This is a genomic window from Bradyrhizobium sp. B097, assembly GCF_038957035.1.
In the GTDB taxonomy this organism is placed as follows: domain Bacteria; phylum Pseudomonadota; class Alphaproteobacteria; order Rhizobiales; family Xanthobacteraceae; genus Bradyrhizobium.
Map to the genome: position 1 here is coordinate 6,132,389 of NZ_CP152412.1, position 25,756 is coordinate 6,158,144.

Below are 25,756 nucleotides of genomic sequence, written 5' to 3' on the forward strand. Positions count from 1 at the left end.
AAGCGCGAGGGTAGAACCAAATCGGCGGGGAACCGTTGATCCCCACTATTAAGTATCTGATTTGTCACACCCTGGAAGCGCATTCTGTGACGATCCACCGCCGCTTTCATCTTTCAACGCGACCCCGGTGATCTGGCGCGCCAGCCCCTCGCGCACAAGCCACGCGATCCTGAATGCGGCTTCCGGATAGCTCAGGCCGGCACGGTGGATGTTGGAGATGCAGTTGCGATCGGCATCGGTGAGGCCGATCCGCGGCGCGAAGGTGAGATAGGCGCCAAGGCTGTCCGGCGCTGACAGGCCGGGCCGTTCGCCGATCAGCATCACCAGCATGCGCGCGCCGACGATGGCGCCGATCTCGTCACCGAGCGCGACGCGCGCGCCTGACGCGACGATCACCGCACCAGCGTCGATCTTGTCGGCCGCAAGCCGCGGCACGAGATGCCGGATCAATTCGACGGCGTGCACATTGACCGCGGTCGGCGACAGGCCGTCGCCGATCACAATCGCGCAGGAGCATGCGGTGATGCCGCACCCTTCCAGCGACCGCCGCGATGCTGAGTCCAGCATGCGTCCGAGATCGGGCCGGCGCAGATAGTCGCGCCGGACGGGCGCCTGGCTCGACACCTCGCGCGGCGTGATGCCAAGGCTGGCAAGACCGGCCGTAATGCCGCTGACATTGAAGGCCGCGTGAACGGCGTCGCGGGCGCGGGCGTGATCGAGCGTAAACGAGAGCAGCGCATCGGTCGGCAGGCTGGCCCCGAACCGGCCGAGGCCGACGCGCGCCGGCGTGAGGTCGCGCAAATCGGAAAGCGACGGGGGCGATGGCGCCGGCGGTGTCGTCATGCTGTCATTCGGCGGGTACGGAAGCCTCGCGCAACCGGATCGAGTAGTTCGAGGCGTTCTGCCGGCCGCTGGAGGCTGCGCGCGCAAACGTGATCAGATGATGCGCAACCAGCGTCGCCGAGATCAGCCCTTCGATGTCGCCGCGCTTGAGCCGGCCGAGCGCAAACTTCCAGAACACGCGCTTGTAGTCGCCGAGCACGCCGACCTTCCAGAAGATGTTGCGCAGCATGATCAAGCCGCGCCGGATGTTGGCCCAGCTCTTCATCTCCGGGCTGACCGGCACCTTGATGCGGTTGGCATAGGTGTAGTTGCATTGATGCAAATAGCGCTCGAACAGCTTCTCGGGCTGGTAGGCGATCTCCATGCATTTGCGCCAGGAACTGACCACGTCCTCGTAGGGCAGCAGGAACTCGACATTGGAGTCGCGGCCCTCGTCATGGACCAGCCGTCCTGCCTTTTCGAGTCGATCCCACAGCGGCGTCTTCGGCAGCGCCTGCAGCAGGTTGATGGTGAGGAGCGGAATCCGGGACTCCTCGACGAAGGAGAGCAGCGCGTCAGCGGTCTGGGGCTTGTCGGTATCGAGCCCCATGATGATGCCGGAGACGACCTCCATGCCGAAGGAGTTGATGGTGCGCACGCCCTCCAGGATCGGAACCATCATGTTCTGATCCTTGTGCATGGCCTTCAGCGCGTCGGGATCGGGCGTCTCGATGCCGACGAAGATCGTCACGAAGAAGGCCTCGCGCATCTTCTCCAGGATCTCGGGGCGCTTGGCGATGTTGAGCGTCGCCTCGCAGGCGAGCCGCGTGACATAGCCGGTCCGCTTCTGCCACTCGATCAGATGCGGCAGCAGATCGCTCGCCGCCTTGCGGTTGCCGATGAAATTGTCGTCGACGAAATAGACGGTGTCGGTCGCGCCGCAGGCACGCAGCTTGTCGAGTTCGGCGATGATCTGCTGCGGCGACTTCAGCCGCGGATTGCGGCCATAGAGCCCGGGGATGTCGCAGAACTCGCACTGATAGGGGCAGCCCGACGAGAACTGAATGCTGCCGAGGAAGTACTTCTTGGTCTCGGCGAGCTCATAGGCCGGCAGCGGGAATTCCGTCATGGGCAGGCGGTCGATGGTCTTCAGCACCACCTGCTCGTCGGGGCGGCTGGTGTCCTGCTCCAGACGCTTGATCAGCTCATTGGTCGCATCGCCGAGCTCGCCGACGTGAAGGTAGTCGAATGAGGGATAGTAGTCCGGACAAGCACTGACCGATGGGCCGCCGATTGCGACCACCAGGTCGTGGTCATGCGCGCGGTGGCAGATATCGTTCATCTGCTGGCGCTGGATGTGCATACCGCTGACGAACACGGCTTCCGCCCACTCGAAATCCTCCGCCGCGGCCGGACGCAGGTTCTCGTCGACGAAACGGACCTGCCAGTTCTCGGGGAGGTATGCGGCGATCAGCAGCAGGCCCTGCGGCGGCATGAACGCCTTGACGCCGTCGGTCAGAGGATAGGAGTGCTCGAAGGTCCCAAAAGACGACGTATAGCGCGGAAAGACGCAGAGGATACGCCGTGCTGTCTTTATGCCCTCAGCTCTCATCAATCGACCCCGAAGCACCCGCAAATCTAACCATAGCGTGGAACGCTGGGCCAGAAATTCTTCAACATTGTGGCGCTTACCAACGTCACAACGATGAGATAGTTGCTCTGCAGAATTTCGCTATCCCGTCAGGTCAAAAGCCTGGCGGCGAGGTCGGGCAGCTGCCCCGCATCGGCAACGAGGCGGAAATCCCGCCCCGCAAGGCCGACGCGCGCCAGCCAGTCGTCGAATTCGGGCGCCCGCTTCAGGCCGAACAGGTCGCGGACGTAGAGCGCATCGTGAAACGATGTCGACTGATAGTTCAGCATCACGTCATCGGCGCCCGGCACGCCCATGATGAAGTTCACGCCGGCCGCCGCAAGCAGCGTCAGCAGATTGTCCATGTCGTCCTGATCGGCCTCGGCGTGGTTGGTATAGCAGACGTCGATCCCGAGCGGCAGGCCGAGCAGCTTGCCGCAGAAATGGTCCTCGAGCCCGGCGCGGATGATTTCCTTGCCGTCATAGAGGTATTCCGGACCGATGAAGCCGACCACGCTGTTGACGAGCAGCGGATCGAAGGCCCGCGCCACCGCATAGGCCCGCGCCTCGCAGGTCTGCTGGTCGACCTGGTGATGGGCGTTGGCCGACAGTGCCGAGCCTTGCCCGGTCTCGAAATACATGACGTTGTCGCCGACCGTGCCGCGGCGGAGCGACAGCCCGGCTTCCCGTGCCTCCCGGAGCAACGAGAGGTCGACGCCGAAACTGCGGTTCGCCGCCTCAGTGCCTGCGATCGACTGGAACACGAGATCGACCGGCAGCCCCTGCCCGATCAGGCCGAGCGTGGTCGTAACATGGGTCAGCACGCAGCCCTGCGTCGGAATCCCGAGCCGGGTGATGACGTCGTCCAGCAGCCGCAGCAGGGTGCCGATGACGTTCGGATCGTCGCTCGCCGGATTGATGCCGATGCAGGCATCGCCGGATCCGAGCAGCAGCCCGTCGAGGATCGAGGCGGTGATGCCCTTGGCATCGTCGAACGGATGATTCGGCTGCAGCCGCGTGCTCATGCGCCCGCGCAAGCCGATGGTGTTGCGGAAGCGGGTCGTCACCTCGCATTTCTTCGCAACCAGGATCAGATCCTGGTTGCGCATCAGCTTCGACACCGCCGCCACCATCTCCGGCGTGATGCCGCGCGAGATCCGGTTGATCGCGTCTCCAGTGGCGGCATCCGAAAGCAGCCAGTCGCGGAAGCCGCCCACGGTGAGCGACGACACCGGCAGGAAGCCGGCAACGTCGTGGCTGTCGAGGATCAGGCGGGTGACTTCGTCGTCCTCATAGGGGATGACCGGCTCATCGAGGAATTGCTTGAGCGGAACGTTGGCAAGCGCCAGCCGCGCGGCGATCATCTCCGCGGCGCTGTCGGCCGCGATGCCGGCCAGGCGGTCGCCCGACCGCGGCGGCGAGGCCTTGGCAAGCAGGATGCGCAGATCGTCGAATGCATAATTGGTGGCGTCGATGGTGTGACGATAGAGCATGGGGATTCGCGTCGAGGCTGGGGACGGCGTAACCTAGCACCTCTTTGCGAAAGTCGTGCCATCAGCTTCGCCCGGTGCGCCGGGGGATGTTGATGAATGATGATGATGGCGGTCCGTCATTCAACACGACGGCAAGCCGCCGCCATTCGGTCGCCTCGGAGCATCTCATAAGACATTGGTATTATTTAGAGATTTTAACGGTTGCGGCGGCACAGAACGCACGTGTTAAGAGATTGTCCATGAAGATTTTGCATAAGCTTTAATTGGCCGAAGGTACTCCCCGGCCTTTTGGAGTGCCCTCAATGCCGTCCCCCGTCACATCCCCCATCTCCACATCCCGACCTCCAATGGCATCCCGATTCTCGCTTGCTGCCAGGCTGTACTCGACGTTTGCGCTGATCGCGGCGCTGACCGCAGCCATCACCGTCCTGTCCGACTACAACGCGCGGCGCAATGCCGAACTGACCGCGGCCGTCGACCTCGCAAGCCGCGCCGCGCTCAATGTCGAGCGGGTCAACTCGCTGGTTTACGCGGTGGTGATGGAATCCCGCGGCATATACATGTCGACCGAACCTCCGGCAGTGAAGAAATACGGCGACGGGCTGCTGGCGTTCAACGACCGCATCCTCGGCGTGGTGAGGAATTGGGAGACGCTGGTGCAGGCCGACGACGCCGCGGAGTTCGCGGTGTTCAAGAAGCGCATCGAGCAATTCATCGAGTTCCGGAAAGAGCTGGTCCGCCGCGGCATCGAAATCGGCGCCGCTGCCGGGCGTGAGTGGGGCGACAACGACGCCAACCGCGACGTGCGCACCGCACTGAACAAGGATCTCGAGGCGCTGTCCAAGGTCTACGCCGAGCGCAGCAAGAAGCTGGCGCAGCAGACCGACACCAACCGCGAGTTGGCGCTGCTGCTGACCGGGCTCGGTGCGGCGGCCCTGATTGTGGTGGTGCTCGGCGTGCTGATCATCGCCCGGTCGGTGGCGCGGCCACTGTCGCAGATCACCACGACCATCAAGCACGTCGCCGAGGGGGCCGACCATGTCGACGTGCCGCACGTCGGGCGCAGCGATGAAATCGGCGCACTGGCACGCGCCATCAAGGTCTTCCAGGAGGCGATGGACCGCAATCGCAGCCTGAACACGCAAGTCATAGAGGAATCCCAAGCCCGCGATGCCCGCGGCCGGCATATCGAAAGCTTCGTCGAGACGTTCCGCGGCACCATCGGTGAGGTGCTCCGCGCGGTGCACGACAACGCTGCGACGATGCGGCAAACCGCGCAGACCATCGCGACCGTCGCGGCGGACGCCAGCGGCCGGACCGTTGCGGCGGCAGGCGCGACCGAACAGGCCTCGAGCAACGTGTCTGCGGTGGCAAGCGCAGCCGAAGAACTCTCCGCCTCGGTCGAGGACATCGGCCGCCAGGTCAAGCAGTCGTCCGGCGCGGTCGATCAGGCGGGCGCGCGCACCGACCGGTCGATCACCGAGATCGAGAGCCTTGCCGCCACCACGCAGCGCATCGATGGCGTGCTGAACCTGATCCAGGCGATCGCCGAGCAGACCAACCTGCTCGCGCTCAACGCCACCATCGAAGCCGCCCGCGCCGGCGACGCCGGCCGCGGCTTCGCGGTCGTTGCGCACGAGGTCAAGGCGCTGGCCGGGCAGACCGCCAAGGCAACCGCCGAGATCAGCGAAAATGTCGGCCTGATCCAGGCCTCGACCCGCAACTCGGTGGCCGCCGTGCGCGAGATCGGCCAGGCGGTGCGCGAGATCAGCAACGTCACCGCCAACATCGCAAGCGCGATCGGCCAGCAGGATGCAGCCACGCGCGAAATCTCCGCCAACGCACAGATGGCCGCCCAGGGCAACGAAACCCTGGTGACGAATGTCGGCTCGCTCCGCGACGACATGGACCAGACCAGCAAGGCGGCGGAATCGGTGCTCGCGGCGTCGAACGACCTGACCGCAACCGCCGAGACGCTGTCGCGCGAGGTCGAGCAGTTCTTCCGCAACCTGCGCAGCGACGCTGCCGAGGACCTGCGACGGACCGGAACCTGAACGGATCAGCCGATCTGTCCAGGCCCCGCAACGGGTTCCGATCAACCTGGAATGGTTAAGACTATCGCAACGCGCGGGCGCAAATTGCCCGTGCTTGCGCTCGCCTTTCTCAATTTGATGCCCCTATAGAAAGTCAAAGTGCGCGGGGGCGCGGGGAAGTGGAAGCGAGCAATGAACGGACTGTTGCCAAAGCCGAAGGCGGTGCCGACCAAACGGCTCCTCGCGCTCGGGATCGGTCTCGTCTTGTGCTTTTCGGCGATCTGCGCGTCCATTCTCTGGGAGATGGCCGGCAAGGACTATCAGCATGCGAAGGAAGGCGCGACCAACCTCGTCGCCTCCATCGCCAGCGAGATCGACCGCAACATCGAGCTCTATGACCTGTCGCTGCAGGCCGTCGCCGACGGCGTCAAGCTGCCGGAGCTCGGCAAGATCAGCCCGGAGCTTCGCCAGGTCGTGCTGTTCGACCGCGCCGCCACCGCCAAGGATCTCGGCTCGATCCTCGTGCTGAATGCGGCGGGAGACGTCACGCTCGATTCCCGGACATTGACGCCGCGGACCGCAAATTTCGCCGATCGGGACTTCTTCCAGGTGCATCAGGCGCGAGCCGACAGCGGACTGTTCATCAGCGCTCCCTGGGTGACTTCGGACGGCGAATATCTGATCAGCCTGAGCCGGCGCATCAGCAATGACGACGGGTCCTTTGCCGGCGTCGTCGCGGGCAGCATGCGGCTCAGCTATTTCCACAATCTGTTTCGCAAGCTGAGCTTCGGCCTCGGCGATAGCATGGCGTTGTTCAACACCGATGGCGTCATGCTGATGCGGGCACCGTTCGACATCGGCAAGATCGGGCAAAGCATCAAGGACTCGCAGGTCTTCAAGCAGTTCCCGGCACGGCAATCCGGCTCCTACATGACGAAATCGCTCGTCGATCATGTCAGCCGGCTCTATGTCTTTCAGGCGGTCGGACACCATCCCCTGCTGATCGCCGAGGGCCTCGCGCTCGACGGCATCTATGCCGATTGGTGGCAACAGCTCTGGCTGATCGGAAGCGTGGTGGCGACGCTCTGCGGCTTTTCGATCGTCCTGATGTTCTACCTGCTGGCCGCTCTCAAACGGCGGGCCGCCGCGGAAGGCCGGCTCGCGCACCTCGCGAACACCGATGCGCTGACGGGCCTCGCCAACCGCCGCCGCCTCGACGATACGCTTGATGTCGAATGGCGACGTGGCATGCGCGCAAAGTCGCCGGTATCGCTTCTGATGATCGACGTCGATCATTTCAAGACCTTCAACGACACGTACGGCCATCAGGCCGGCGACGCCGTGCTCGCCACTGTGGGACGGTGCATCGCCACCAGCACCAAGCGCGCAACCGATCTCGGCGCGCGCTACGGCGGCGAGGAGTTTTCGGTGCTGCTGCCCGGCATTGGCAAAGCGGGTGCATTGGAGGTTGCCGAGCAGATCCGCGCGAAGCTGACCGCTGCGCGCGAATCCGAGCATGAGTTGCCGACCGTCAGCATCGGACTGTCTTGCCTCGTCCCGGATCACGAGCGCACATCGCGCGATCTGCTCAAGGCCGCGGACCTCGCGCTCTATCAAGCCAAGCATGAAGGCCGCGACCGCGTCATCATCAGCCCGATCGGGTGGGACAAATCGGGCAAGCGGCAGGTCGCCTGATCGAGATGGCGGCGGCGCGGGCGAACGCGCGCCTCGCCCCCTCGGTTCACTCCACCGGCAACACGTCGACGGCGACGCTGAGCTTCTGCTTGCGCGCGCCGACGATGACGCCGTCGACTGGCGAGACGTCGGCGAAGTCGCGGCCGATCGCGAGAATGATATGGTCGTTTGCGACCATGAGATCGTTGGTCGGATCGAACCCGACCCAGCCGAGCTCGCTGCCGCACCAGACCGACACCCAGGCGTGGGTTGCGTCCGCGCCCTGCAGCCGCGGCTGGCCCGGCGGCGGAATGGTGCGCAGATAACCGCTGACATAGGCCGCCGGCAGGCCGAGGCCGCGCAGTCCGGCGATCATCACATGGGCAAAATCCTGGCAGACGCCGTGGCGCTTCTCGAACACGTCGCGAAGCGGCGTCGAGATCACGGTCGCCTTCGGATCGTATTTGAAGTCGCCGCGGATACGACGCATCAGGTCGGCCGCACCGGCAAGGATACCGCCGCCGGGCGAAAAGCTCGCCGAAGCGTAGGCCGTCACCGGCCGCAGCACCGGCACCAGCGCGCTGGCGAAGACGTAGCCGACCGGCGAGCCCGCATCGAGGCTCAACGCCTCGAACGCGTTGTCGCGCACGCACTCCCAGGGCGGGCTCGCCGCGTCACGGAGCGGCGGCTGCCGCGCCACGGAGACCCGCGAGCGCGAATCGATGCGAAGGCTGCGATGCGCGGTCTCGATCAGGACGCTTTCGGTCAGCGTGCCGAAAAAGTCGCGCCGCGCGGTGCGCTCCGCGGGCTTCGGACGAATCTCGACCGAATGGAAAACCAGCTCCTGCCCGTCGCCGGTGATCGGCTCCAGCCGCAGCGCGCAGCGCGCGAAGCTGACCTGGGTCTCGTAGCTGTAGGTCGTGACGTGACGGATGTCGTAGATCACGCCAGCCCCGTGAGCTTCTCCGGCCGGCTGGCGTTCGGTCCGTGCGGGAAATAGTGCAGCCCGACGGAGTCGGCGAGGTTGAGCAGGTCCTGCTCCAGCGCAAACAGTGTCTTGACGTCGAGGCTGCTGGCTTCGGCCGTCGTCAACATCGCCTCGACCGCAACCGCGAGCCGCTGCGGCCGCTCGATCAGGCCGTGCTCCTTCAGGCTCGGCAGCGCAGCGATATGCCCGTTCAGCGCCGCAACCTGGAATGCGACCGAGCGCGGATTGTAGGGATCGAGCACGGCAAGATCCCGCACCGGCGTCAGCAGCGGCTGCACCAGATACCGCGAGCGGTAGGTGATCTGGCAATCGACCAGCGTGAGCAGAACGTCGAGGTCTTCGTCGCCGGCTTCGTCATAGGCGAACTGACGGGCAAAGCGTGTGGTGTTGATGGCGCGCTCGGCACGGCGGCCCATCTCGAGGAAGCGCCAGCCGGCGGCGCGGTTCATGTTCTCCTGCGCGAGGCCGGCGAAACTTGCGAGCTCCTGCAAGGTCAGCTCGGCGGCGCTGACGACGCCGTCATCGTCGTGAACCTCGATCGCGAGCCGATCCGCCATCTCGGTGATGACCTGCCAGGCGTCCGGCGACAGCCGCTCGCGCAGCGAGGTTGCGGTGCGCTGCGCCGATCGCACCAGCGATAGCGCCGAGCCGAACTTCTCCTCGTTCTGCAACGCTTCGAGCGCAACCTTGGCGGGATTGGCGCGCGCGGTCTGCGAGGCCGCGCCCCAGGCAACCAGCATGCGCTGGATGCGCTCGGCCGAATGCATCGCCGGCGTCGAGCCGGTTGAATTCGCCCGCGCCGGATCGCGCAGCGGCGTGCACAGCGCGCGGATCAGCCGAATGGTGGCTTCGGCGCGCTCGAGATAGCGGCCGAGCCAGAACAGATTGTCGGCGGCGCGGCTCGGCAGCACGCCGGCGATGCGGCGGATGCGGACGGTGTCGACCGCCGGCAGCAGGGTCGAGGTCGCAACCGCCTTGTCGGAGACCACCCAGACGTCGGCGGACACCGCGCCATCGCCCATCGACACCGCGCGCGCATCCGCCCGATCGGCAATCCGGCAGAAGCCGCCGGGCAACACGGTCCAGCCGTTCGGCGTCGCCGCCGCGAACACCCGCAGCACGAACGGGCGCGGCGCGATGCGGCCGTTCTCCCACACCGGCGTGGTCGACAGCCGCACCAGCTCCTGGCCGACATAATCGATGCCGCGATGGCTGATCGCATCCTTCAGGCGGTCGCGGTCCACGGCCGATAGTTCGCCCGGGAGCACCGGCCCGTGGCCTGGAAAATCCGCAACGCCGCGGCCATAGGCGCCTTCGATCGCGAATTCGTCGAACCGCGACAGCACCTGCTCGCGGGCGGACTTCTGGCCGCACCACCAGGTCGCGATGTGCGGCATCATCAGGTCTTCACTGAGCAGACGCCTACACAGACTGGGCAGGAAGCCGAGCAACGCCCTCGCCTCCATCACGCCCGAGCCCGGCATGTTGGCGACCACGACGCCGCTCTTGCGCAGCACCTCGACGAGCCCGGGCACGCCGAGATAGGAGGAGGCGTCGAGCTCGAGCGGATCGAGCATGTTGGAATCGACCCGGCGCAGCAGCACGTCGAGCCGCTTCAATCCGGCGACGGTGCGGATGTGGATGCGGTCGCCGGAGACCGCGAGGTCGTCGCCCTCGACCAGCAGGAAGCCGAGATAGCGCGCCAGCGTGGCATGCTCGAAATAGGTCTCGCTGAAGGCGCCGGGCGTCAGCAGGCCGATCCGCGGCTCGTCGCGATCGGCGCTGGCGCGAAGTGAATCGCGGAACGCTTCGAAGAACGGCGCGACGCGCTCGACATTCATCGACTTGTAGAGGTTGGAAAAGGCGCGCGACAGCACCAGGCGGTTTTCCAGCGCATAGCCCGCGCCCGACGGGGCCTGGGTGCGATCGCCGAGCACCCACCAGCGGCCGTCAGGCCCGCGGCCGATGTCGGCGGCATAGAGATGCAAATAGCGGCCGCCCGGCGGCTTGATGCCGCTGACCGCGCGCAGATATTCGCTGCTGCCGGCGATCGCCGCGGCGGGAATCGCCCCCTCTGCGACGAGACGGCCGTCGCCGTAGAGATCGGCCAGCACCATTTCCAAAAGCTGCGCGCGCTGCGCGACGCCGGCAGCGAGCTGGCGCCAATCGGCCGCATCGATGATCAGCGGCAGATGGCTGAGCGGCCAGATCCGGTCGGACGTATCGCCGGGCGCGCGATAGGTGACGCCGGCCTCGCGCAGATGGCGATCGGCGGAGGCGAAGCGGCGTTCGATATCGGCCGGCGACAGCCCGGCAAAGGCGTCGAAGAAGCGGGCCCAGACCGGCCGCGGCGCACCGTTCTCGGCAATATATTCATCGGGAATGCCGGGCAGCCGGACATAGTCGCGGGTCCACTGCGCCATCCGGCGCTGACCGGGACGGGCCCTGCTCTCTTGACTGTTTCCTTGGCCACCCGATGCGGTCATTGCACTTCCCCTGCACCCAATTACTGCAGGAGCGGCGTCCGCAAGTCGAGGGTCAAGGGAAACTCAATTGTGCGTTCCTCCGGCGGTGGTTCGATCCTGCCGGGGGTATGACCGTGCTCCTGGAAGCGCGCCAGCCGCCGCGCCTCGGCCTCGTAGGAATTGACCGGCTTGGTCTCGTAGTTGCGGCCGCCGGGATGGGCGACATGATAGACGCAGCCGCCGAGCGAGCGGCCGTTCCAGGTATCGATCAGGTCAAACGTCAGCGGCGCGTGCACGGGAATGGTCGGATGTAGGCCGGAGGCCGGCTGCCAGGCCTTGAAACGCACGCCGGCCACCGCCTCGCCGGCGCGGCCGGTCTCGGTCATCGGCATCCGCCTGCCGTTGCAGGTGATGACGTGGCGGCCCTCGACGAAACCGGTCGCCTTCACCTGCAGCCGCTCGACCGAGGAATCGACGTACCGCACGGTGCCGCCAGCGGTGCCCTCCTCGCCCAGCACATGCCACGGCTCGAGCGCCTGCCGCAGCTCGAGGCCGACGCCACCATGGTGGATGCGGCCGAAGGCGGGGAAGCGGAATTCGAGCTGAGCCTGATACCACTCCGGCTCGACGTCGTAGCCGGATTGCTTGAGCTCGGCGAGCACGCCCACAAAATCCTCCCAGAGGAAATGCGGCAGCATGAAGCGGTCATGCAGCGCGGTGCCCCAGCGCACGAACTTGCCCTGCTGTGGCTCGCGCCACAGCTTGGCGATCAGCGCTCGGATCAAGAGCTGCTGCGCCAGCGACATGCGCGGGTCCGGCGGCATTTCGAGCGCGCGGAATTCGACCAGGCCGAGCCGGCCGGTCGGGCTATCAGGCGAATAGAGCTTGTCGATGCAGATCTCGGCGCGATGGGTGTTGCCGGTGATGTCGACCAGGATGTGCCGGAACAGCCGATCGACCAGCCACAGCGGCGCATCCATCCCCGGCGGCGGCACGTGCGACAGCGCGATCTCAAGTTCATAGAGTCCATCATGCCGCGCCTCGTCAATGCGCGGCGCCTGGCTGGTCGGGCCGATGAACATGCCGGAGAACAGATAGGACAGCGACGGATGCCGCTGCCAGTACAGCACGAGGCTCTTCAGCAGATCGGGCCGGCGCAGGAACGGCGAATCCTCCGGCTTGCTGCCGCCGACCACGATGTGGTTGCCGCCGCCGGTGCCGGTGTGGCGGCCGTCGATCAGGAAGCGGTTGGCCCCGAGCCGCGTCTTTGCCGAGTCCTCATAGAGGCCGAGAGTGATGTCGACAGCCTCGCGCCAGCTCTGTGCCGGCTGCACGTTGATCTCGATCACGCCGGGATCCGGCGTCACCTTGATCACCTCGATCCGCGGATCGAACGGCGGCGCATAGCCTTCGACATGGACTTGCAGTTGCAGCTGCTCGGCGGCGGCCTCGATCGCGGCGATCAGTTCGAGATAGTCCTCCACCTTCTCCACCGGCGGCATGAAGGCGCACAGCACGCCATCGCGCACCTCGATCGACATTGCGGTACGCACCGGCAGCGGCTCGTCAATGTCCTTGAGCGCCTGCGTCAGCTCCGGATCGATCTCGCCCAGTGCATCGCGCGGCGCCATCGGATCCTTCTCGATGACGTAGGGAAAATCCTCGGGCGGGACGTGTTCGAGCGAAGAGATCGGAAGCCGCAGGCCCAGCGGGGAATCGCCCGGAAAGAGAAACAGATGACTGCGCCGGATCTTCCAGTGCTCGCTGCGCCAGCGCGCCGGCCCGCGATCGCCGAGCGGGCTCCAGCGCTGGATCGGCAGCACGTAGCCCTTCGGCGTGGTCAGCCCCTCGTCGAACACCCGCGCCAGCCGCGCGCGTTCTTCCGGATCGGTCAATTTGGAATTCGCAGGGCTGACATTGGCCGGCAAGCCGGCTTCGCGCTCTAGCCAGAACGCAGTGTCCTCAAAGGCCGGCATGACGTGGTCAGCCTTCAGGCCGAGCCGCGCGGCAATGCCGATTGCGAGGTGCTCCGCATCGGCGATCTCAGCCTTGCCCGGATTTTCGACTGAAGCGATCAGGCCGGCATTGTTCCAGATCGGCTTGCCGTCCTTGCGCCAATAGAGGCCGAACGCCCAGCGCGGCAGGCTCTCGCCGGGATACCATTTGCCCTGGCCGTAATGCAGCAGGCCGCCGGGCGCGAACCGCGTGCGCAGCTTGCGGATCAACTCGTCGGCGAGCCCGCGCTTGGTCGGACCGACCGCGGCGACGTTCCACTCCGGCGATTCCAGATCGTCGACCGAGACGAAGGTCGGCTCGCCGCCCATGGTCAGCCGCACATCGTCTTTCTGCAGATCGGCATCGACCTGCTCGCCGAGCCGGTCGAGCCGCGCCCAGGATTCATCCGAAAACGGCTTGGTGATCCGCGGCGCCTCGCGGATCCGCTTGACGCTCATCTCGAAGCCGAACTCGACATTGGCGAAGCCCGCGGTGCCGGTCACCGGCGCGGCCGAGCGGTAGTGCGGCGTGGCGCAGACCGGGATATGTCCCTCGCCTGTCAGCATGCCGGAGGTGACGTCGAAACCGATCCAGCCTGCACCCGGCAGATAGACCTCGGCCCAGGCGTGCAGGTCGGTGAAATCGCTCTCGACCTCGCGCGGCCCCTCGAGCGGATCGATGTCGGGCCGCAGCTGAATGAGATATCCGGAGACGAAGCGCGCGGCGAGCCCGAGATGGCGCAGCGCCTGGATCAGGAGCCACGCCGAGTCGCGGCAGGAGCCGGAGCCCGCGGCCAGCGTCTCCTCCGGCGTCTGGATGCCGGCCTCCATGCGGATCACGTAGCCGATCTTCTTTTGCAGCTGCGCGTTCAGCTCGACCAGGAAATTGACGGTCGAGTCGGCCTTGCGCGGAATGTCCTTCAGATAAGCCGCGAGCAACGGCCCAGGCACCTCGGTCTCAAGATAAGGCGCGAGCTCGGTCTTGAGATCGCCGGGGTATTCGAATGGAAAGCTGCCGGCATAGGGCTCGACGAAGAAGTCGAACGGATTGACCACCGCCATCTGCGCGGTGAAGTCGACCTCGACCTTGAGCTCGGTCGCCTTCTCCGGAAACACGTAGCGCGCCAGCCAGTTGCCCTGCGGGTCCTGCTGCCAGTTCACGAAGTGGTTTGATGGCGTGACCTTGAGCGAGTAGCTCAGGATGGGCGTGCGGGTGTGCGGCGCGGGCCGGAGCCGAATGGTCTGAGGCCCGAGATCGATCGGCCGGTCGTATTTGTAGTGCGTGACGTGATGCAGTACGACGAAGATCGACACGGACCGAGGACTCCAGCAGCTTTTTTGAGCAGAACACTGGTTCCGGTCGACATCAAGCACTAACAACGGGCAGCGACTGCCCAAGGCAAGGGCGCAGCCGTAGCCCGGATGGAGCCAACGGGTCGCGCGAATGCGCGCCCGATGACAGGCTCCGCGAAATCCCGGGACTTTATCCGCAGCAAGAGTCCCGGATTGCGCTGCGCTTCATCCGGGCTACGCGATTGCTAGCGGCCGATCGCGCCGGATACCTGCGACGCAAGCTGCTCGGCGAGCGTGTGATAGCCCTCGGGAGTCAAATGCTGGCCATCGGGCTGATGCGGGAGCCCGCCCAGCATCCCGTTAGGAAGCATGATCACCGAGATGCCCCTGGCGCTGAGGCGACTTTGAATATCCGCTGTCCGGTCGGGGCTGCCCTTGCGCCGATCATTGCCGCCCGGTTGTAGAATCACCGCACGGGTCCCGTTCGGGACGGCACGGTCCAGGCGCTGCAGCATCCCTTCCGTGGTGTCGCCATTGATGCCGGCGTTCACGACACGGACGCTCAAACCCTTCGCCCGCAAGATCGCTTCGAGCTGCGCGGGATAGGCCTTGTTGCGCGCCACGCCCTTGCCGTAGGTGTTGCTCGCGCCAAGTGCCACGATGGTCGCGGCGTCAGCCGAACCGACGCCAAGGCTCAAAGCGGCCAGAAATGCGAGGCATCCAACCAACCGGCGCACGCGCATGTGTCCTCCGTCCAATCTGTAGCCCGGATGGAGCGCAGCGTAATCCGGGAAGCTTCATTCGCCAACAGCTTCCCCGTCGTCCCTGCGAAAGCAGGGACCCATACCGCGTGATCTATCGATGAAAAACGGTGGCAGACGCCTTGCACATCACTACGGCCGGTGGTTATGGGTCCCTGCTCCCGTGCGCAGTTGCGCACTCGGCAGGGACGACAGCGAGAATGCGGCCTGGATGTGTAGCTCCTAAGCCCGTAGCCCGGATGAAGCGAAGCGCAATCCGGGATCTCTATCCACGGTGAGAGCGTCCCGGATTTCGCTGCGCTTCATCCGGGCTACGCCAATGCTACATCGTCGCGCCCAGGACCCACGGTGCAAACTCGGCGCCGCCGAAATCAAAGCTCTCGCTCTTGGTCGGCTGGCCCGAGGCGGTCTTGAGGATCAGGTCGAAGATGCGCTGGCCGCATTCCTGCACGCTCTCCTCGCCGTCGAGGATGGTGCCGCAATTGACGTCCATGTCGTCTTCCATCCGCTTGTACATCGGCGTGTTGGTGGCGAGCTTGATCGACGGCGCGGGCTTGCAGCCGAACACACTGCCGCGGCCGGTGGTGAAGCAGACGAGATTGGCGCCGCCGGCGACCTGCCCGGTCGCAGCGACCGGGTCGTAGCCGGGCGTGTCCATGAACACAAAACCCTTCTTGGTGACAGGCTCGGCATAATGCAGGACGTCGACGAGATTGGTGCTGCCGGCCTTGGCCATCGCGCCAAGCGACTTCTCCAGGATCGTGGTGAGACCGCCGGCCTTGTTGCCGGGGCTCGGATTGGCGTTCATCTCGGCGCCTTCACGCTGGGTGTACTCCTCCCACCAGCGCATCAGGCCGACCAGCTTCTCGCCGACCTCGCGGCTGACGGCGCGACGGGTCAACAGATGCTCAGCGCCGTAGGTCTCCGGTGTCTCGGAGAGGATGACGGTGCCGCCGTGACGGACTAGCAGATCGCTCGCGGCGCCGAGCGCCGGATTGGCCGACACGCCCGAATAACCATCCGAGCCGCCGCATTGCAGCGCTACCGTCAGTTCGCTTGCTGGCACCGCCTCGCGCTTGACCTTGTTGGCGTCGGTGAGCGCTTCCTTCACGAAGGCAACGCCGGCTTCTACGGTCTTGCGCGTGCCGCCGACCTCCTGGATGTCCATCGCGCGCAGCCGGCCGGCGAGCTTCTGCTCCTGCATCAGGCCGCCGATCTGGTTCACCTCGCAGCCGAGGCCGAGCACGATGACGTTGGAGAAATTGACGTGCCGCGCATAGCCGCCGAGGGTGCGGCGGAGCAGCGCCAAGGGCTCGTCCTGGGTCATGCCGCAGCCGGTCTTGTGGGTCAGCGCGACGACGCCGTCGACATTCGGGAAATCGGCCAGCGGGTTGTCGCCGGTGAACGGGTTCTTCTTGAACATGTCGGCGACGATGCCGGCGACATGAGCGCTGCAATTCACCGAAGTGAGGATGCCGATATAGTTGCGCGTTGCGACGCGGCCGTCGGCGCGGCGAATGCCCTCGAAGGTCGCGGGCAGATCGAAGTTCGGCGCCGGCTTGACGTCGACGCCGTAAGCATAGTCCTTGGCGAAATCGCCCATGCCGCAGTTCTGCGTATGCACGTGCTGGCCGGGCGCAATCGGCCGGGTCGCGAAGCCGATGATCTGGCCATAGCGCCGGATCGGCTCACCTGTCGCGATCGGCTTGATCGCGACCTTGTGGCCGGCCGGAATGCGATCGACCGTGGTGACGCCGTCGGTCACCTCAAGCCCCGGCGGCAGGCTCGCGCGCGCGATCAGGACGCTGTCGTCGGCGTGTAGGCGGATCACTTGTGCCGAGGCCATGGGAGTTCTCCTTGGTTATTCTTCACCTCTCCCCGTCCTTTACGGGGAGAGGTCGAATTCTCGCACAGCGAGAATTCGGGTGAGGGGCGAAGCACGATGTCACTTACAACGATGGTGCTCGCCGGATAGAAGCCCCTCACCCCAACCCTCTAAGAGCCAGCTTCGCTGGTCTCGACCCCGTGAAGAACGGGGAGAGGGAGAGGATCAAATTACGCCTTGCCGCCGGACTTCTCGCGGGTCGCGTTGACCTGCATCCTGGCGTAGACCTGCATCAGGCCGACTTCGTTCGACAGCGTCACGAGCTTGAAGCCCATGTTGATCGCGCGCACCGCGCCTTCGGCGCCCGAGCAGTGGATGCCGGGATTGAGGCCGCGCTTGCCGCACTCCTTGATGATCTTCTCGTAGATCTTGAGGATCTCCGGCTCATCGCGATCGAGCTTCGGCACCAGACCGTAGGAGAAGCCGAGATCGGACGGGCCGATATAGACGCCGTCGATGCCTTCGACATCGAGGATCGCTTCCATGTTCTCGACCGCGGTCTTGGTTTCCATCATCGGCAGCAGCACTATCTCGTCGTTGGCGGTCTGCTGATAGGTGCCGGCCGAGCCGTACATGCCGGCGCGGATCGGGCCGTTGGAGCGCACGCCCTTCGGCGGATACTTGGCGTAGGAAACCAGGTTCTTGGCTTCCTGCGGCGTGTTGACCATCGGGCAGATCACGCCATAGGCGCCGCCGTCCAGCACCTTGCCGATGATGCCCGGCTCATTCCAGGGCACGCGGACCATCGGCGTGACGGGATGGGCATGCATCGACTGGAAGCACTGCACCATCGACTGATAATCCTGCACGCCATGCTGCATGTCGACGGTGACGCTGTCGAAGCCGCATTGCGCGATCACTTCGGCCGAGAACCCGGAGGGGATCGCGAGCCACGCGTTCACCACCGCCTTGCCCGATGCCCAGACTTGCTTGACCTTGTTTGCCATTGATCGCGTTTCCCTTTGCGGTTTATTGGGGGACGAGCCTCAGCTGGTCGCCCGCTGGATCGAAACTTCGCTGACGCCGACTTCGCGCGCGGTATTCACTATCGCCGCCCAGGTGTCGTCAGGCAAGGGGATGCCATTCCTGGTGCGATCGGCGCGGGTTTTCCGCTCGGGATCGCCCGGAACCAGCACGGACTCCGTGCCCGCGATCGGCTTGGTGGCGCGGATGAAATCGGTGTAGCGGGTGATTTCGCCGTCGAAGAAGTTGCTGGTGTCGATCACCTTGGGGTCGATGTAGAACGCCATCATGCCGTTGGCGAAACGGCGGTCCGACGACGTCGCGCCGGTGCCGGTCAGCGCGCCGCCGAGCAGCTCGCAGACGAACGCAAGACCCGAGCCCTTGTGATCGCCGAAGGCACGGATCGCGCCGGTTCCCTTGGTGTGGTCGCGCGGCCCGTCCGGCGTGTACGGACCATACAGCACGTGCGGATCCTCGCTCAGCGTGCCGTCGGCATCGACGAGCGCGCCGTGCGGCAGCTTCTTGCCGCCGCGGCTTGCGACCAGGCACTTGCCTTCGGCGACGACGGAGGTTGCGAAATCGAGCACGATCGGATCCTGGCCCTCGCGCGGAATGCCGACGCAATAGGGCGCGGTCGACAGCCGCTTCTCGACGCCGCCATAGGGCGCGACAAGCAACGAGCCCGCCGCGGTCACGAAATGAACAGACACAAGGCCTTCGGCGGCAGCCATTTCGGCCCAGTCGCCGACGCGGCCGAGATGGCCGGAGTTGCGCAGCGCGACCGCGGCAAGCCCCGCCTTCTTGCACTTCTCGATGCCGAGCCTCACTGCGACCGGCGTGACGGTCTGGCCATAACCGAACTTGCCGTCGACCACTGCGAGCGAGGCCGTGTCGACCACGACCTCGGGGGTCTGGTTCGGCACGATCGAGCCCATCTTCTTCCACCTGACATAGACCGGCACGCGGATCACGCCGTGGCTGTCATGGCCCGTCAGATTCGCGGTCGTCAGATAGGTCGCGATCCGCTTCGCTTCTTCCGGAGAGGACTCCGAATGGGAAAACACTTCGGACACGAAGTTGATGAGATTATCGACCTTGATGGTGACCATGAAAGACTAGCTCGCTCGATGAAACACAGTGCGTTGTCAGGCGTGGGTTTTGGCGTGACCGCCGAGATAGGCCGCGGCGATGGCTTCATTGCCCCACAATTCGTCGGGCTTGCCGCCCAGCACGATCCGCCCGGTCTCGAGGACGAAGCCGTGATCGGCGACCGAAAGTCCCATGCGCGCATTTTGCTCGACGAGCAAGACCGTGGTGTCCTTCCTGATCTGCGAAATGATGCGGAACACCGCCTGCACGATGACAGGCGCCAGCCCGAGCGACGGCTCGTCGAGCAGCAACAGCCGCGGCTTGGCCATCAGGCCGCGCGCCACCGCGACCATCTGCAGTTGGCCGCCGGACAGCGTCCAGCCGAGCGCGTTGGAGAAGGCGCGGATGTCCGGGAACAGGTCGAACATCGCGTCGGCCTCGCGTGAGATTTGCGACGCCCCGACCTTCCGGTTCGACGCGCCGAGCATGATGTTCTCTTTCACGGTGAGGCCCGGAAACACGCGCCGGCCTTCCGGTACATGCGAGATGCCGAGCCGCACGATCGCTTCCGGCCCGAGGCCTGCGATCGAGTGACCGTCGAACAGGATGTCGCCGGAGGCAGGCTTGGCGAGGCCTGAGATCGCGCGCAGCGTGGTCGATTTGCCGGCGCCATTGGCGCCGAGCAGCGTGACCACCTGCCCCTGCTCCACGGCGATGGTGACGCCGCGCAGCGCCTCGATCTCGCCGTAGCGGACCACGAGATTGCGGATTTCGAGCAGCGGCATCATTCGCTCCCGAGATAGGCGGAGACGACGTCAGGATGACGCAGCACCGCCATGGACTCGCCGTCGGCGATACGGCGTCCGAAGTTCAGCACGGTGATGTGCTGGGCGGCTTCCGAGACCAATGTCATGTCGTGATCGATGATCAGGATGGTGAGCCCCTGCGCTGCGATGCGCTTGAGCAGTTCATGTAGCTCGAGCTTCTCGGTCGAGTTGAGGCCGGCAGCCGGCTCGTCAAGCAGCAGCAGCGTCGGGTTCGAGGCCAGCGCGCGCGCGATCTCGATCAGCCGCTGATGGCCGTAGGAGAAGCTCGAGATCAATTCGTTGGCACGGTTGCCGAGACCGACGAAGGTCAAGGCCTCCATCGCGCGCTCGGTCAGTGCGTCGTCGCCCTTCCCGATCATGGTGTTGCCGGGCCGCTCGGCGCCGATCTCGACATTTTCCAGCGCCGTCATCGAGCGGAACAGGCGGATGTTCTGGAAGGTGCGTCCGAGCCCCGCCGCGGTGCGCTGATGCGGCGCCATGCTGGTGATGTCGGTGCCGTCGAGCACGATCTTGCCGGCGGTTGCCTTGTAGAGACCGGACAGCACGTTCAGCGTCGTGGTCTTGCCGGAGCCGTTGGGTCCGATCAGCGCATGCACGCTGCCGCGCTTCACCGCGATGTCGACGCCGTCGACCGCCTTGAGGCCGCCGAAATGCTTCGAGAGCCCGGTGACTTCGAGCACGATGTCGCCGCCGGTCGTCGCGGGCTTGAGCAGGAGCGCTCCGGCGACCGGCGGCGCCTTGGTGTGCGCGCGCCAGCGTGTGAACGCGTCGGACACGAATCCCCAGATGCCGTCCGGCATGAATCGGATGATCAGGATCACCGACAGGCCGTAGATCGCAAGGTAGAGGCCCGGCACGCTCTTCAGGAAGCGCAGCCATTCCGGGATCAGGATCAACAGCCCGGTGCCGATCGCCGAGCCGATCGGCGAGGCCACGCCGCCGAGCAGCGACATGGTCAGGAACTGAATGGATTCCGCGAACGAGAACTGGTCCGGACTGACATAGGCGAAGCCGCCGGCGAACAGGCCGCCCGCGAGGCCGCCGAGCACTGCGCACACCGCGAAGGCGTAGACCTTGGTGCGGAACACGTCGATGCCGTTGACGCCGGCCGCGAGCTCGTTGTCGCGCACCGCGCGCATGGCGCGGCCAAGTTTGGTGTCAGGCAAATGCCAGACCAGATAGCCGACGATCGCAAGCATCGCGACGCAGAAGGCGAGATAGCTTTGCGAGGACTGGAACAGCTCGGGCCGGCGAATGTTGGCGACGCCGTCCGGCCCATGGGTCACGCCGATGGCGTTGATCATCACCAGCGTCACGATCTGCTGGAACGAGATCGTCACCATCGCGAGGTAATGCCCGCCGAGCCGCAGGGTCGACATGCCCAAAAACGCGCCGGCGACCAGCGTGATCGCGCAGGCGCCGACCAGGCAAAGCCAGAAGTTCAGATGCAGGTCGGCGGTGCCGAGGCCGACGGCATAGGCGCCGAAGCCGAAGAATGCGGCCTGCGCCAGGTTGATCTGGCCGCACAGGCCGAGCACGACCGAAAGCCCGAACACCGCGATCGAGAAGGTCGTCGCCTGCAGCAGGATGTTGAGGATGTAGCCGTCGAACTGCATGCCGGCGGCGAGCGCCACCAGCGCGGCTGCACCGATGAAATACGGCAAATGGCGGATGATCAACGGCTTCGAGCGCACGGCCGGCACCGGAATCATGTTGTCGCTGGCACTCATGCTTTCTCCGCGACACGTTCGCCGAAGATGCCTTGCGGCCGGAACACCAGGAAGGCGATCAGCACCAGGAATGCAAAGCCGTCCTTGTACGGCACCGAAATGTAGGCGGCGCCGAACGTTTCGATCACGCCGAGCGCCAGGCCGCCGACGATGGCCCCGGCGACATCGCCGAAGCCGCCGATGATGGTCGCGGCAAACGCCTTCAGCGCGATGGTCGAGCCCATCTGGATCGAGACGAACAGCACGGGCGCCACCAGGATGCCGGCGAGACCGCCGAGCACGGCCGAATAGATGAAGGTGATCATGATCATGGTGGAGACGGAAATGCCGAGCAGCGAGGCCATCTCCTTGTCCTGCGAGGTCGCCTGCAGCTTCTTGCCGAGCAGCGTCTTCTCGAAGAACCAGAAATTGAACAGCACCAGGAGGATCGTGACGCCGATGATCAACAGATACTGGCTGTCGAGATAGACCGGGCCGAGCTGGATGCCGGGCGTATCGAACCAGCCCTGCAGCACCTGCGGCTGCGGGCCGTAGATCGCCAGCACCGAGTTCGACAGCAGGATCGAGGCGCCGATGGTGGCGATGATGACAGGCAGATAGGTGCGGTGGCGCAGCGGATAATAGACGCCGAGATTGAAGATGACGCCGAACAGCGCCATGCCGGCGAGCGCGATCAGGAACGACAGCCAGTAAGGCCAGCCGAGATCGACCGAGAACACCACCATCAGATAGGCGGCGACCATCGAGAACTCGCCTTGCGCGAAGTTCACTACGTTGGTGGCGCGGAAGATCAGCACGAAACCGAGCGCCACCAGTGCGTAGACCGCGCCGATGCCGATGCCGGTGAACAGCAGTTGTAAAACCAGATCCATGACAAACGTTCGGTTAGAGGGGAAGCGAATATCCCGGCACCGGCCGGATCGGTGTGCTTGTCGTACACAGCCTCTCGTTTAGGACCACGCGGGAGGTGGTAGGGCTCTCTCCCCCGCAAGGGGGAGAGTTGGAGAGAGGGGTAAGCCACGAATTCCGCCCGTGCGGCCTACCCCTCTCCCTAACCCTCCCCCGCAAGGGGGGAGGGAACCCATCCATTCGTGCCTCCCCGACTGTCAGATCAATCGTTGAAGTCGATGTGTTTGTCGTAGACGATCTGGCCCTTCTCGTTCTTCACGACATTGTAGCCGTGCAGACCGTCGCCATTCTTGTCGAAATTATATTCGCCTTCGGCGCCGGCGAATTTCTGCGTCGCCAGGATGGCGTCGCGGATCTTGTTCGGATCGGTCGAGCCGGCCTTGTTGATCGCCGCCGACAGGATGGTGATCGCATCGTACGGCCAGGCGCTCTGGTTGTCGGGCGCGGTCTTGTAGGCATCGCGATAGGACTTGCCGAACGCCTTCGCGGTATCGCTCGAGTCTTCGGCGAAGTCGGCAACGCCGTAGGTGCCGAACAGCGCGGGACCGGCGAGCTTGGTCGAGGAGACCGCCACCACCGAAGGCGAGCCGACCCACGGGATGTTGACGCCGAGCTGGCGCAACTGCCGGGCGAAGATGCCGAGGTCGTTCTCGAAAGTGAAGTAGGTGCCGAGCACGTCGGCGCCGGACTGCTTCACGGCCAGCACGACCGGGGTGAAGTCCTGGCTCTGGTTGGCGTAGCCCTGATCAAGCACCGGCGGCGCGCCGAACTTGGTCAGCGCCTCTGACAGCGCCTTTCCGCCAGCGGTGCCGAAGGCATCGGTGGAATGGACGATCGCCCATTTCTTCTTGCCGAGCGTGTTGACGCCGAAATCGGCGATCACGCGGCCGGAATAATTGTCGTTCGGGCGGAAGCGGAACAGCCAGGGATTGCCGGAATGGGTGAGATCGGGATTGGTGCCGCCGATCATCACGGGCTTGCCGACCTTGATCACATCGGGCGCCATCGCCTGCACCTGGGTCGAGCGGATCGAGCCGAGGAAAGCGACGATGTCGGATTGTGCGGCGAGCTTGGAGAACGCCAGCACGATGCCCGGATTGGTGGTCTGGTCGTCCTCGATGACGAGCTCGACCTGCTTGCCGAGCACGCCGCCGGCCTTGTTGACCGCGGCCAGCGCCAGCTTGGCGCCATTCTGGGCCCACAGGCCCTGCTCCGCCGCCGGTCCGGTCACCGGAACGCACATGCCGATCTTGATGGTCGCTCCCTGCGCCCAAGCGCTGCGCATCAGCGCGGGAGCAGCGAGACCTGCCGCCAAGCCGGCGGAAAACTCACGCCTCGTCAGTTTCATTCAATCCTCCCTTTGGTGCGCCGAACTTGCATGTCGGCTGCGTTGAAACGAGCTGACGCGTCGATCGAGTGCCTATCCGCAACCGTCAATCGGCGCGGCGAACAAGCGTGAGCGCCGCTGCAGCGCACAAGACGCGCAACGGCGGCCATCAATCTGGCGTTTGACGTAGCTAAACATGATTGCACATTGCACGCAATAGTCAAAACTTCGCTGGCAACGGTGTGTAAATGCCTGCTACCAGCGACCATGACGGGAATCACATGATAGTGTGACCGGCGGGCAGTCATCGATGTCGATTCCAAGAGCGAAATCGCAGACCAGACGAAAACAGCCGGCCTACGCGCTGATCAAGAGCGCATTGGCGAAGCACATCCGGGCGGGTGACGTGCCATCCGGCACGGTTCTCTCCGAATCGGCGATCGCGACCTTGTTCGGCTCCAGCCGCTCGCCGGTACGGCAGGCCTTCGAACAGCTCGAGCACATCGGCCTGGTGCGCCGCTTCGACGGCCGCGGCGTCATCGCGGGCAAGCGCAAGGTCGACCCGCGGCGCGTCCCGATCACACCGCAGATGTTCGGGCTGACCGACGGCCCCGTCGAGGCGGTGCGTAGCGACGCCTGGGATACGCTCTATTACAAGCTCGAACGCGAGATCATCTACCGGTCGCTGTTCGGACGCTTCCGCGTCAGCGAGCTCGCATTGGCGCGGCATTTCCGGGTCGGGCGCACGGTTGCGCGCAATTTGCTGCTACGTGCGCAGGCGATCGGAATCCTGGAGAAAGGCGCGAAGGCGCATTGGTATGTCGTGCCGCTCGATGAGGATCGCCTGCGCGACATCTTCGAGGTGCGCGCAACCCTCGAGCCGCTGCTCCTCAAATCCGCTGCGGCGAGGATTCCGACCGCACTGCTTGACCGGATGGCGGAGCGGCTGCGCGAGGGCATCCAATTCCGCAGCCGCGTCGGCGTCGGCGAGCTCGATGAGATCGAGGGCGATCTCCATATCCGCTGCCTGGGCTACGGCATCAATCGCGAGATGGTCGAAGCGCTCAAGCGCACTCACTGCGCTTTCGTGATCGGCAAGCACATCCAGGTCGCGCTGACCGCGCCGCAGATCGATTCCTTCATGGACGAGCATCTGGTGATCATCGAAGCCCTGCGCGCCCGCGACGGCGATACGGCCGCCGCGACCTTGCGCCGCCATATCGAGTGGTCGCACTCCAAGGTCGCCGGCTGGATCGCCGAATTCCGCGCCATCAACGTGATCTCGCGCGTGCCCTACATGGCCTGAGCGGCAAGGTCGCGCATCGTCGCGACTACCCGTCGGCCTCGACTTCGGCGTCATCGGCCGAGCCCATTCCGGCGAGGCTTGCCTCCAGCGCGCCCAGCATGTCGTGCAACTCGGCAAGCTTGCGCGCGCCATATCGCCGTGTGATCTCGGCGTAGATCGCCTCCGACGTCGGCGCCACCGCCTCGATCAGCTTCAACCCCTTGGCCGAGATCGAGACCACCGCGCGCCGCCCGTCGTTCTCCGCCGCCTTGCGCTCGATCAACGCGCGCGCCTCGAGGTCACGCAGGATTCGCGACAGGCTCGGGCCGAGCAGAAACGCCACGCGGGCGAGCTCGGTGACCTCGATCTCGTCGACCGCGGTGAGCGCACGCAAAATCCGCCACTGCTGCTCGGTCAGCCCGTGATTGCGCAGCGACGGACGGAACTGCCGCATCACCGCCTCGCGTGCGCGGAGCAGCGACATCGGCAGCGAGCGCGAGAATTCGCGCATCGGGGTCCGTCGCGACGACGCGTCGTCCCCCTGCCCCGGCCGGATCTCATCCAATTTCTTGCGCGCCATCGCCTAAT

The 25,756-nt window shown here is 65.2% G+C and carries 18 protein-coding genes; 3 read left to right on the forward strand and 15 right to left on the reverse strand.

From position 1 onward, the window contains the following. Positions 1 to 48: 48 nt before the first annotated feature. The 3 genes from eutC to AAFG07_RS28640 all read right to left on the reverse strand — a co-directional run bounded on the left by eutC (position 49) and on the right by AAFG07_RS28640 (position 3,945). The gene (gene eutC, locus AAFG07_RS28630; protein ID WP_342723134.1) at positions 49 to 843 is read right to left on the reverse strand and encodes an ethanolamine ammonia-lyase subunit EutC; all 795 of its coding nucleotides are present in this window, start codon (positions 841 to 843) and stop codon (positions 49 to 51) included. Positions 844 to 847: 4 nt separating this feature from the next. Continuing rightward, positions 848 to 2,434, reverse strand: coding sequence for a B12-binding domain-containing radical SAM protein (locus AAFG07_RS28635; RefSeq protein WP_342723135.1), 1,587 nt, complete (start codon positions 2,432 to 2,434; stop codon positions 848 to 850). Positions 2,435 to 2,562: 128 nt separating this feature from the next. Next, positions 2,563 to 3,945, reverse strand: coding sequence for an ethanolamine ammonia-lyase subunit EutB (locus AAFG07_RS28640; protein ID WP_342723136.1), 1,383 nt, complete (start codon positions 3,943 to 3,945; stop codon positions 2,563 to 2,565). 347 nt (positions 3,946 to 4,292) lie between these two features. Between AAFG07_RS28640 and AAFG07_RS28645 the strand changes: the two genes are divergently transcribed. Then, positions 4,293 to 5,999 (forward strand): methyl-accepting chemotaxis protein, encoded by a 1,707-nt coding sequence (locus tag AAFG07_RS28645; protein WP_342723137.1) that lies wholly within the window; start codon positions 4,293 to 4,295, stop codon positions 5,997 to 5,999. Between the two features lie 171 nt (positions 6,000 to 6,170). Continuing rightward, the gene (locus tag AAFG07_RS28650) at positions 6,171 to 7,673 is read left to right on the forward strand and encodes a sensor domain-containing diguanylate cyclase (protein WP_342723138.1); all 1,503 of its coding nucleotides are present in this window, start codon (positions 6,171 to 6,173) and stop codon (positions 7,671 to 7,673) included. A 46-nt stretch (positions 7,674 to 7,719) separates the two neighbouring features. Here the strand turns inward: AAFG07_RS28650 and AAFG07_RS28655 are convergent, their stop codons facing one another. The 11 genes from AAFG07_RS28655 to AAFG07_RS28705 form a co-directional block, all read right to left on the reverse strand. Continuing rightward, positions 7,720 to 8,598: a transglutaminase family protein gene (locus tag AAFG07_RS28655; protein WP_342723139.1), complete on the reverse strand. Its 879-nt coding sequence runs from the start codon at positions 8,596 to 8,598 to the stop codon at positions 7,720 to 7,722. Then, the gene (locus AAFG07_RS28660) at positions 8,595 to 11,063 is read right to left on the reverse strand and encodes a circularly permuted type 2 ATP-grasp protein (protein ID WP_342723141.1); all 2,469 of its coding nucleotides are present in this window, start codon (positions 11,061 to 11,063) and stop codon (positions 8,595 to 8,597) included. The genes AAFG07_RS28655 and AAFG07_RS28660 overlap by 4 nt, the downstream gene beginning before the upstream one ends. Positions 11,064 to 11,146: 83 nt before the next feature. Beyond that, positions 11,147 to 14,413: a transglutaminase family protein gene (locus AAFG07_RS28665; protein ID WP_342723142.1), complete on the reverse strand. Its 3,267-nt coding sequence runs from the start codon at positions 14,411 to 14,413 to the stop codon at positions 11,147 to 11,149. Positions 14,414 to 14,637: 224 nt separating this feature from the next. Then, complete coding sequence (locus AAFG07_RS28670) at positions 14,638 to 15,135, reverse strand: GDSL-type esterase/lipase family protein (protein ID WP_342723143.1); 498 nt, start codon at positions 15,133 to 15,135, stop codon at positions 14,638 to 14,640. Between the two features lie 340 nt (positions 15,136 to 15,475). After that, complete coding sequence (locus AAFG07_RS28675; RefSeq protein ID WP_342723144.1) at positions 15,476 to 16,999, reverse strand: altronate dehydratase family protein; 1,524 nt, start codon at positions 16,997 to 16,999, stop codon at positions 15,476 to 15,478. Positions 17,000 to 17,208: 209 nt separating this feature from the next. Then, positions 17,209 to 17,985: an aldolase/citrate lyase family protein gene (locus tag AAFG07_RS28680; protein WP_212311132.1), complete on the reverse strand. Its 777-nt coding sequence runs from the start codon at positions 17,983 to 17,985 to the stop codon at positions 17,209 to 17,211. A 39-nt stretch (positions 17,986 to 18,024) separates the two neighbouring features. Then, positions 18,025 to 19,110: a malate/lactate/ureidoglycolate dehydrogenase gene (locus AAFG07_RS28685; protein WP_342723145.1), complete on the reverse strand. Its 1,086-nt coding sequence runs from the start codon at positions 19,108 to 19,110 to the stop codon at positions 18,025 to 18,027. Between the two features lie 36 nt (positions 19,111 to 19,146). Beyond that, a complete protein-coding gene (locus AAFG07_RS28690) occupies positions 19,147 to 19,875 on the reverse strand; it encodes an ABC transporter ATP-binding protein (protein WP_050406791.1) in 729 nt (242 codons plus the stop codon). After that, positions 19,875 to 21,647, reverse strand: coding sequence for a branched-chain amino acid ABC transporter ATP-binding protein/permease (locus AAFG07_RS28695; protein ID WP_342723146.1), 1,773 nt, complete (start codon positions 21,645 to 21,647; stop codon positions 19,875 to 19,877). Before AAFG07_RS28695 ends, AAFG07_RS28690 begins: the two co-directional genes overlap by 1 nt. Next, positions 21,644 to 22,519, reverse strand: a complete 876-nt coding sequence (locus AAFG07_RS28700; RefSeq protein ID WP_029082157.1) for a branched-chain amino acid ABC transporter permease — start codon at positions 22,517 to 22,519, stop codon at positions 21,644 to 21,646. Before AAFG07_RS28700 ends, AAFG07_RS28695 begins: the two co-directional genes overlap by 4 nt. Before the next feature lie 239 nt (positions 22,520 to 22,758). Beyond that, positions 22,759 to 23,904, reverse strand: a complete 1,146-nt coding sequence (locus AAFG07_RS28705) for an ABC transporter substrate-binding protein (protein WP_342723147.1) — start codon at positions 23,902 to 23,904, stop codon at positions 22,759 to 22,761. A gap of 289 nt (positions 23,905 to 24,193) precedes the next feature. On the opposite strand from AAFG07_RS28705, the gene AAFG07_RS28710 reads away from it, so the two are divergent. Continuing rightward, positions 24,194 to 25,189, forward strand: coding sequence for a GntR family transcriptional regulator (locus AAFG07_RS28710; RefSeq protein ID WP_342723148.1), 996 nt, complete (start codon positions 24,194 to 24,196; stop codon positions 25,187 to 25,189). Positions 25,190 to 25,214: 25 nt separating this feature from the next. Here AAFG07_RS28710 and hpaR read toward each other — a convergent pair whose 3' ends face one another. Continuing rightward, positions 25,215 to 25,748, reverse strand: coding sequence for a homoprotocatechuate degradation operon regulator HpaR (gene hpaR / locus AAFG07_RS28715; RefSeq protein WP_342723149.1), 534 nt, complete (start codon positions 25,746 to 25,748; stop codon positions 25,215 to 25,217). Positions 25,749 to 25,756: the final 8 nt, after the last annotated feature.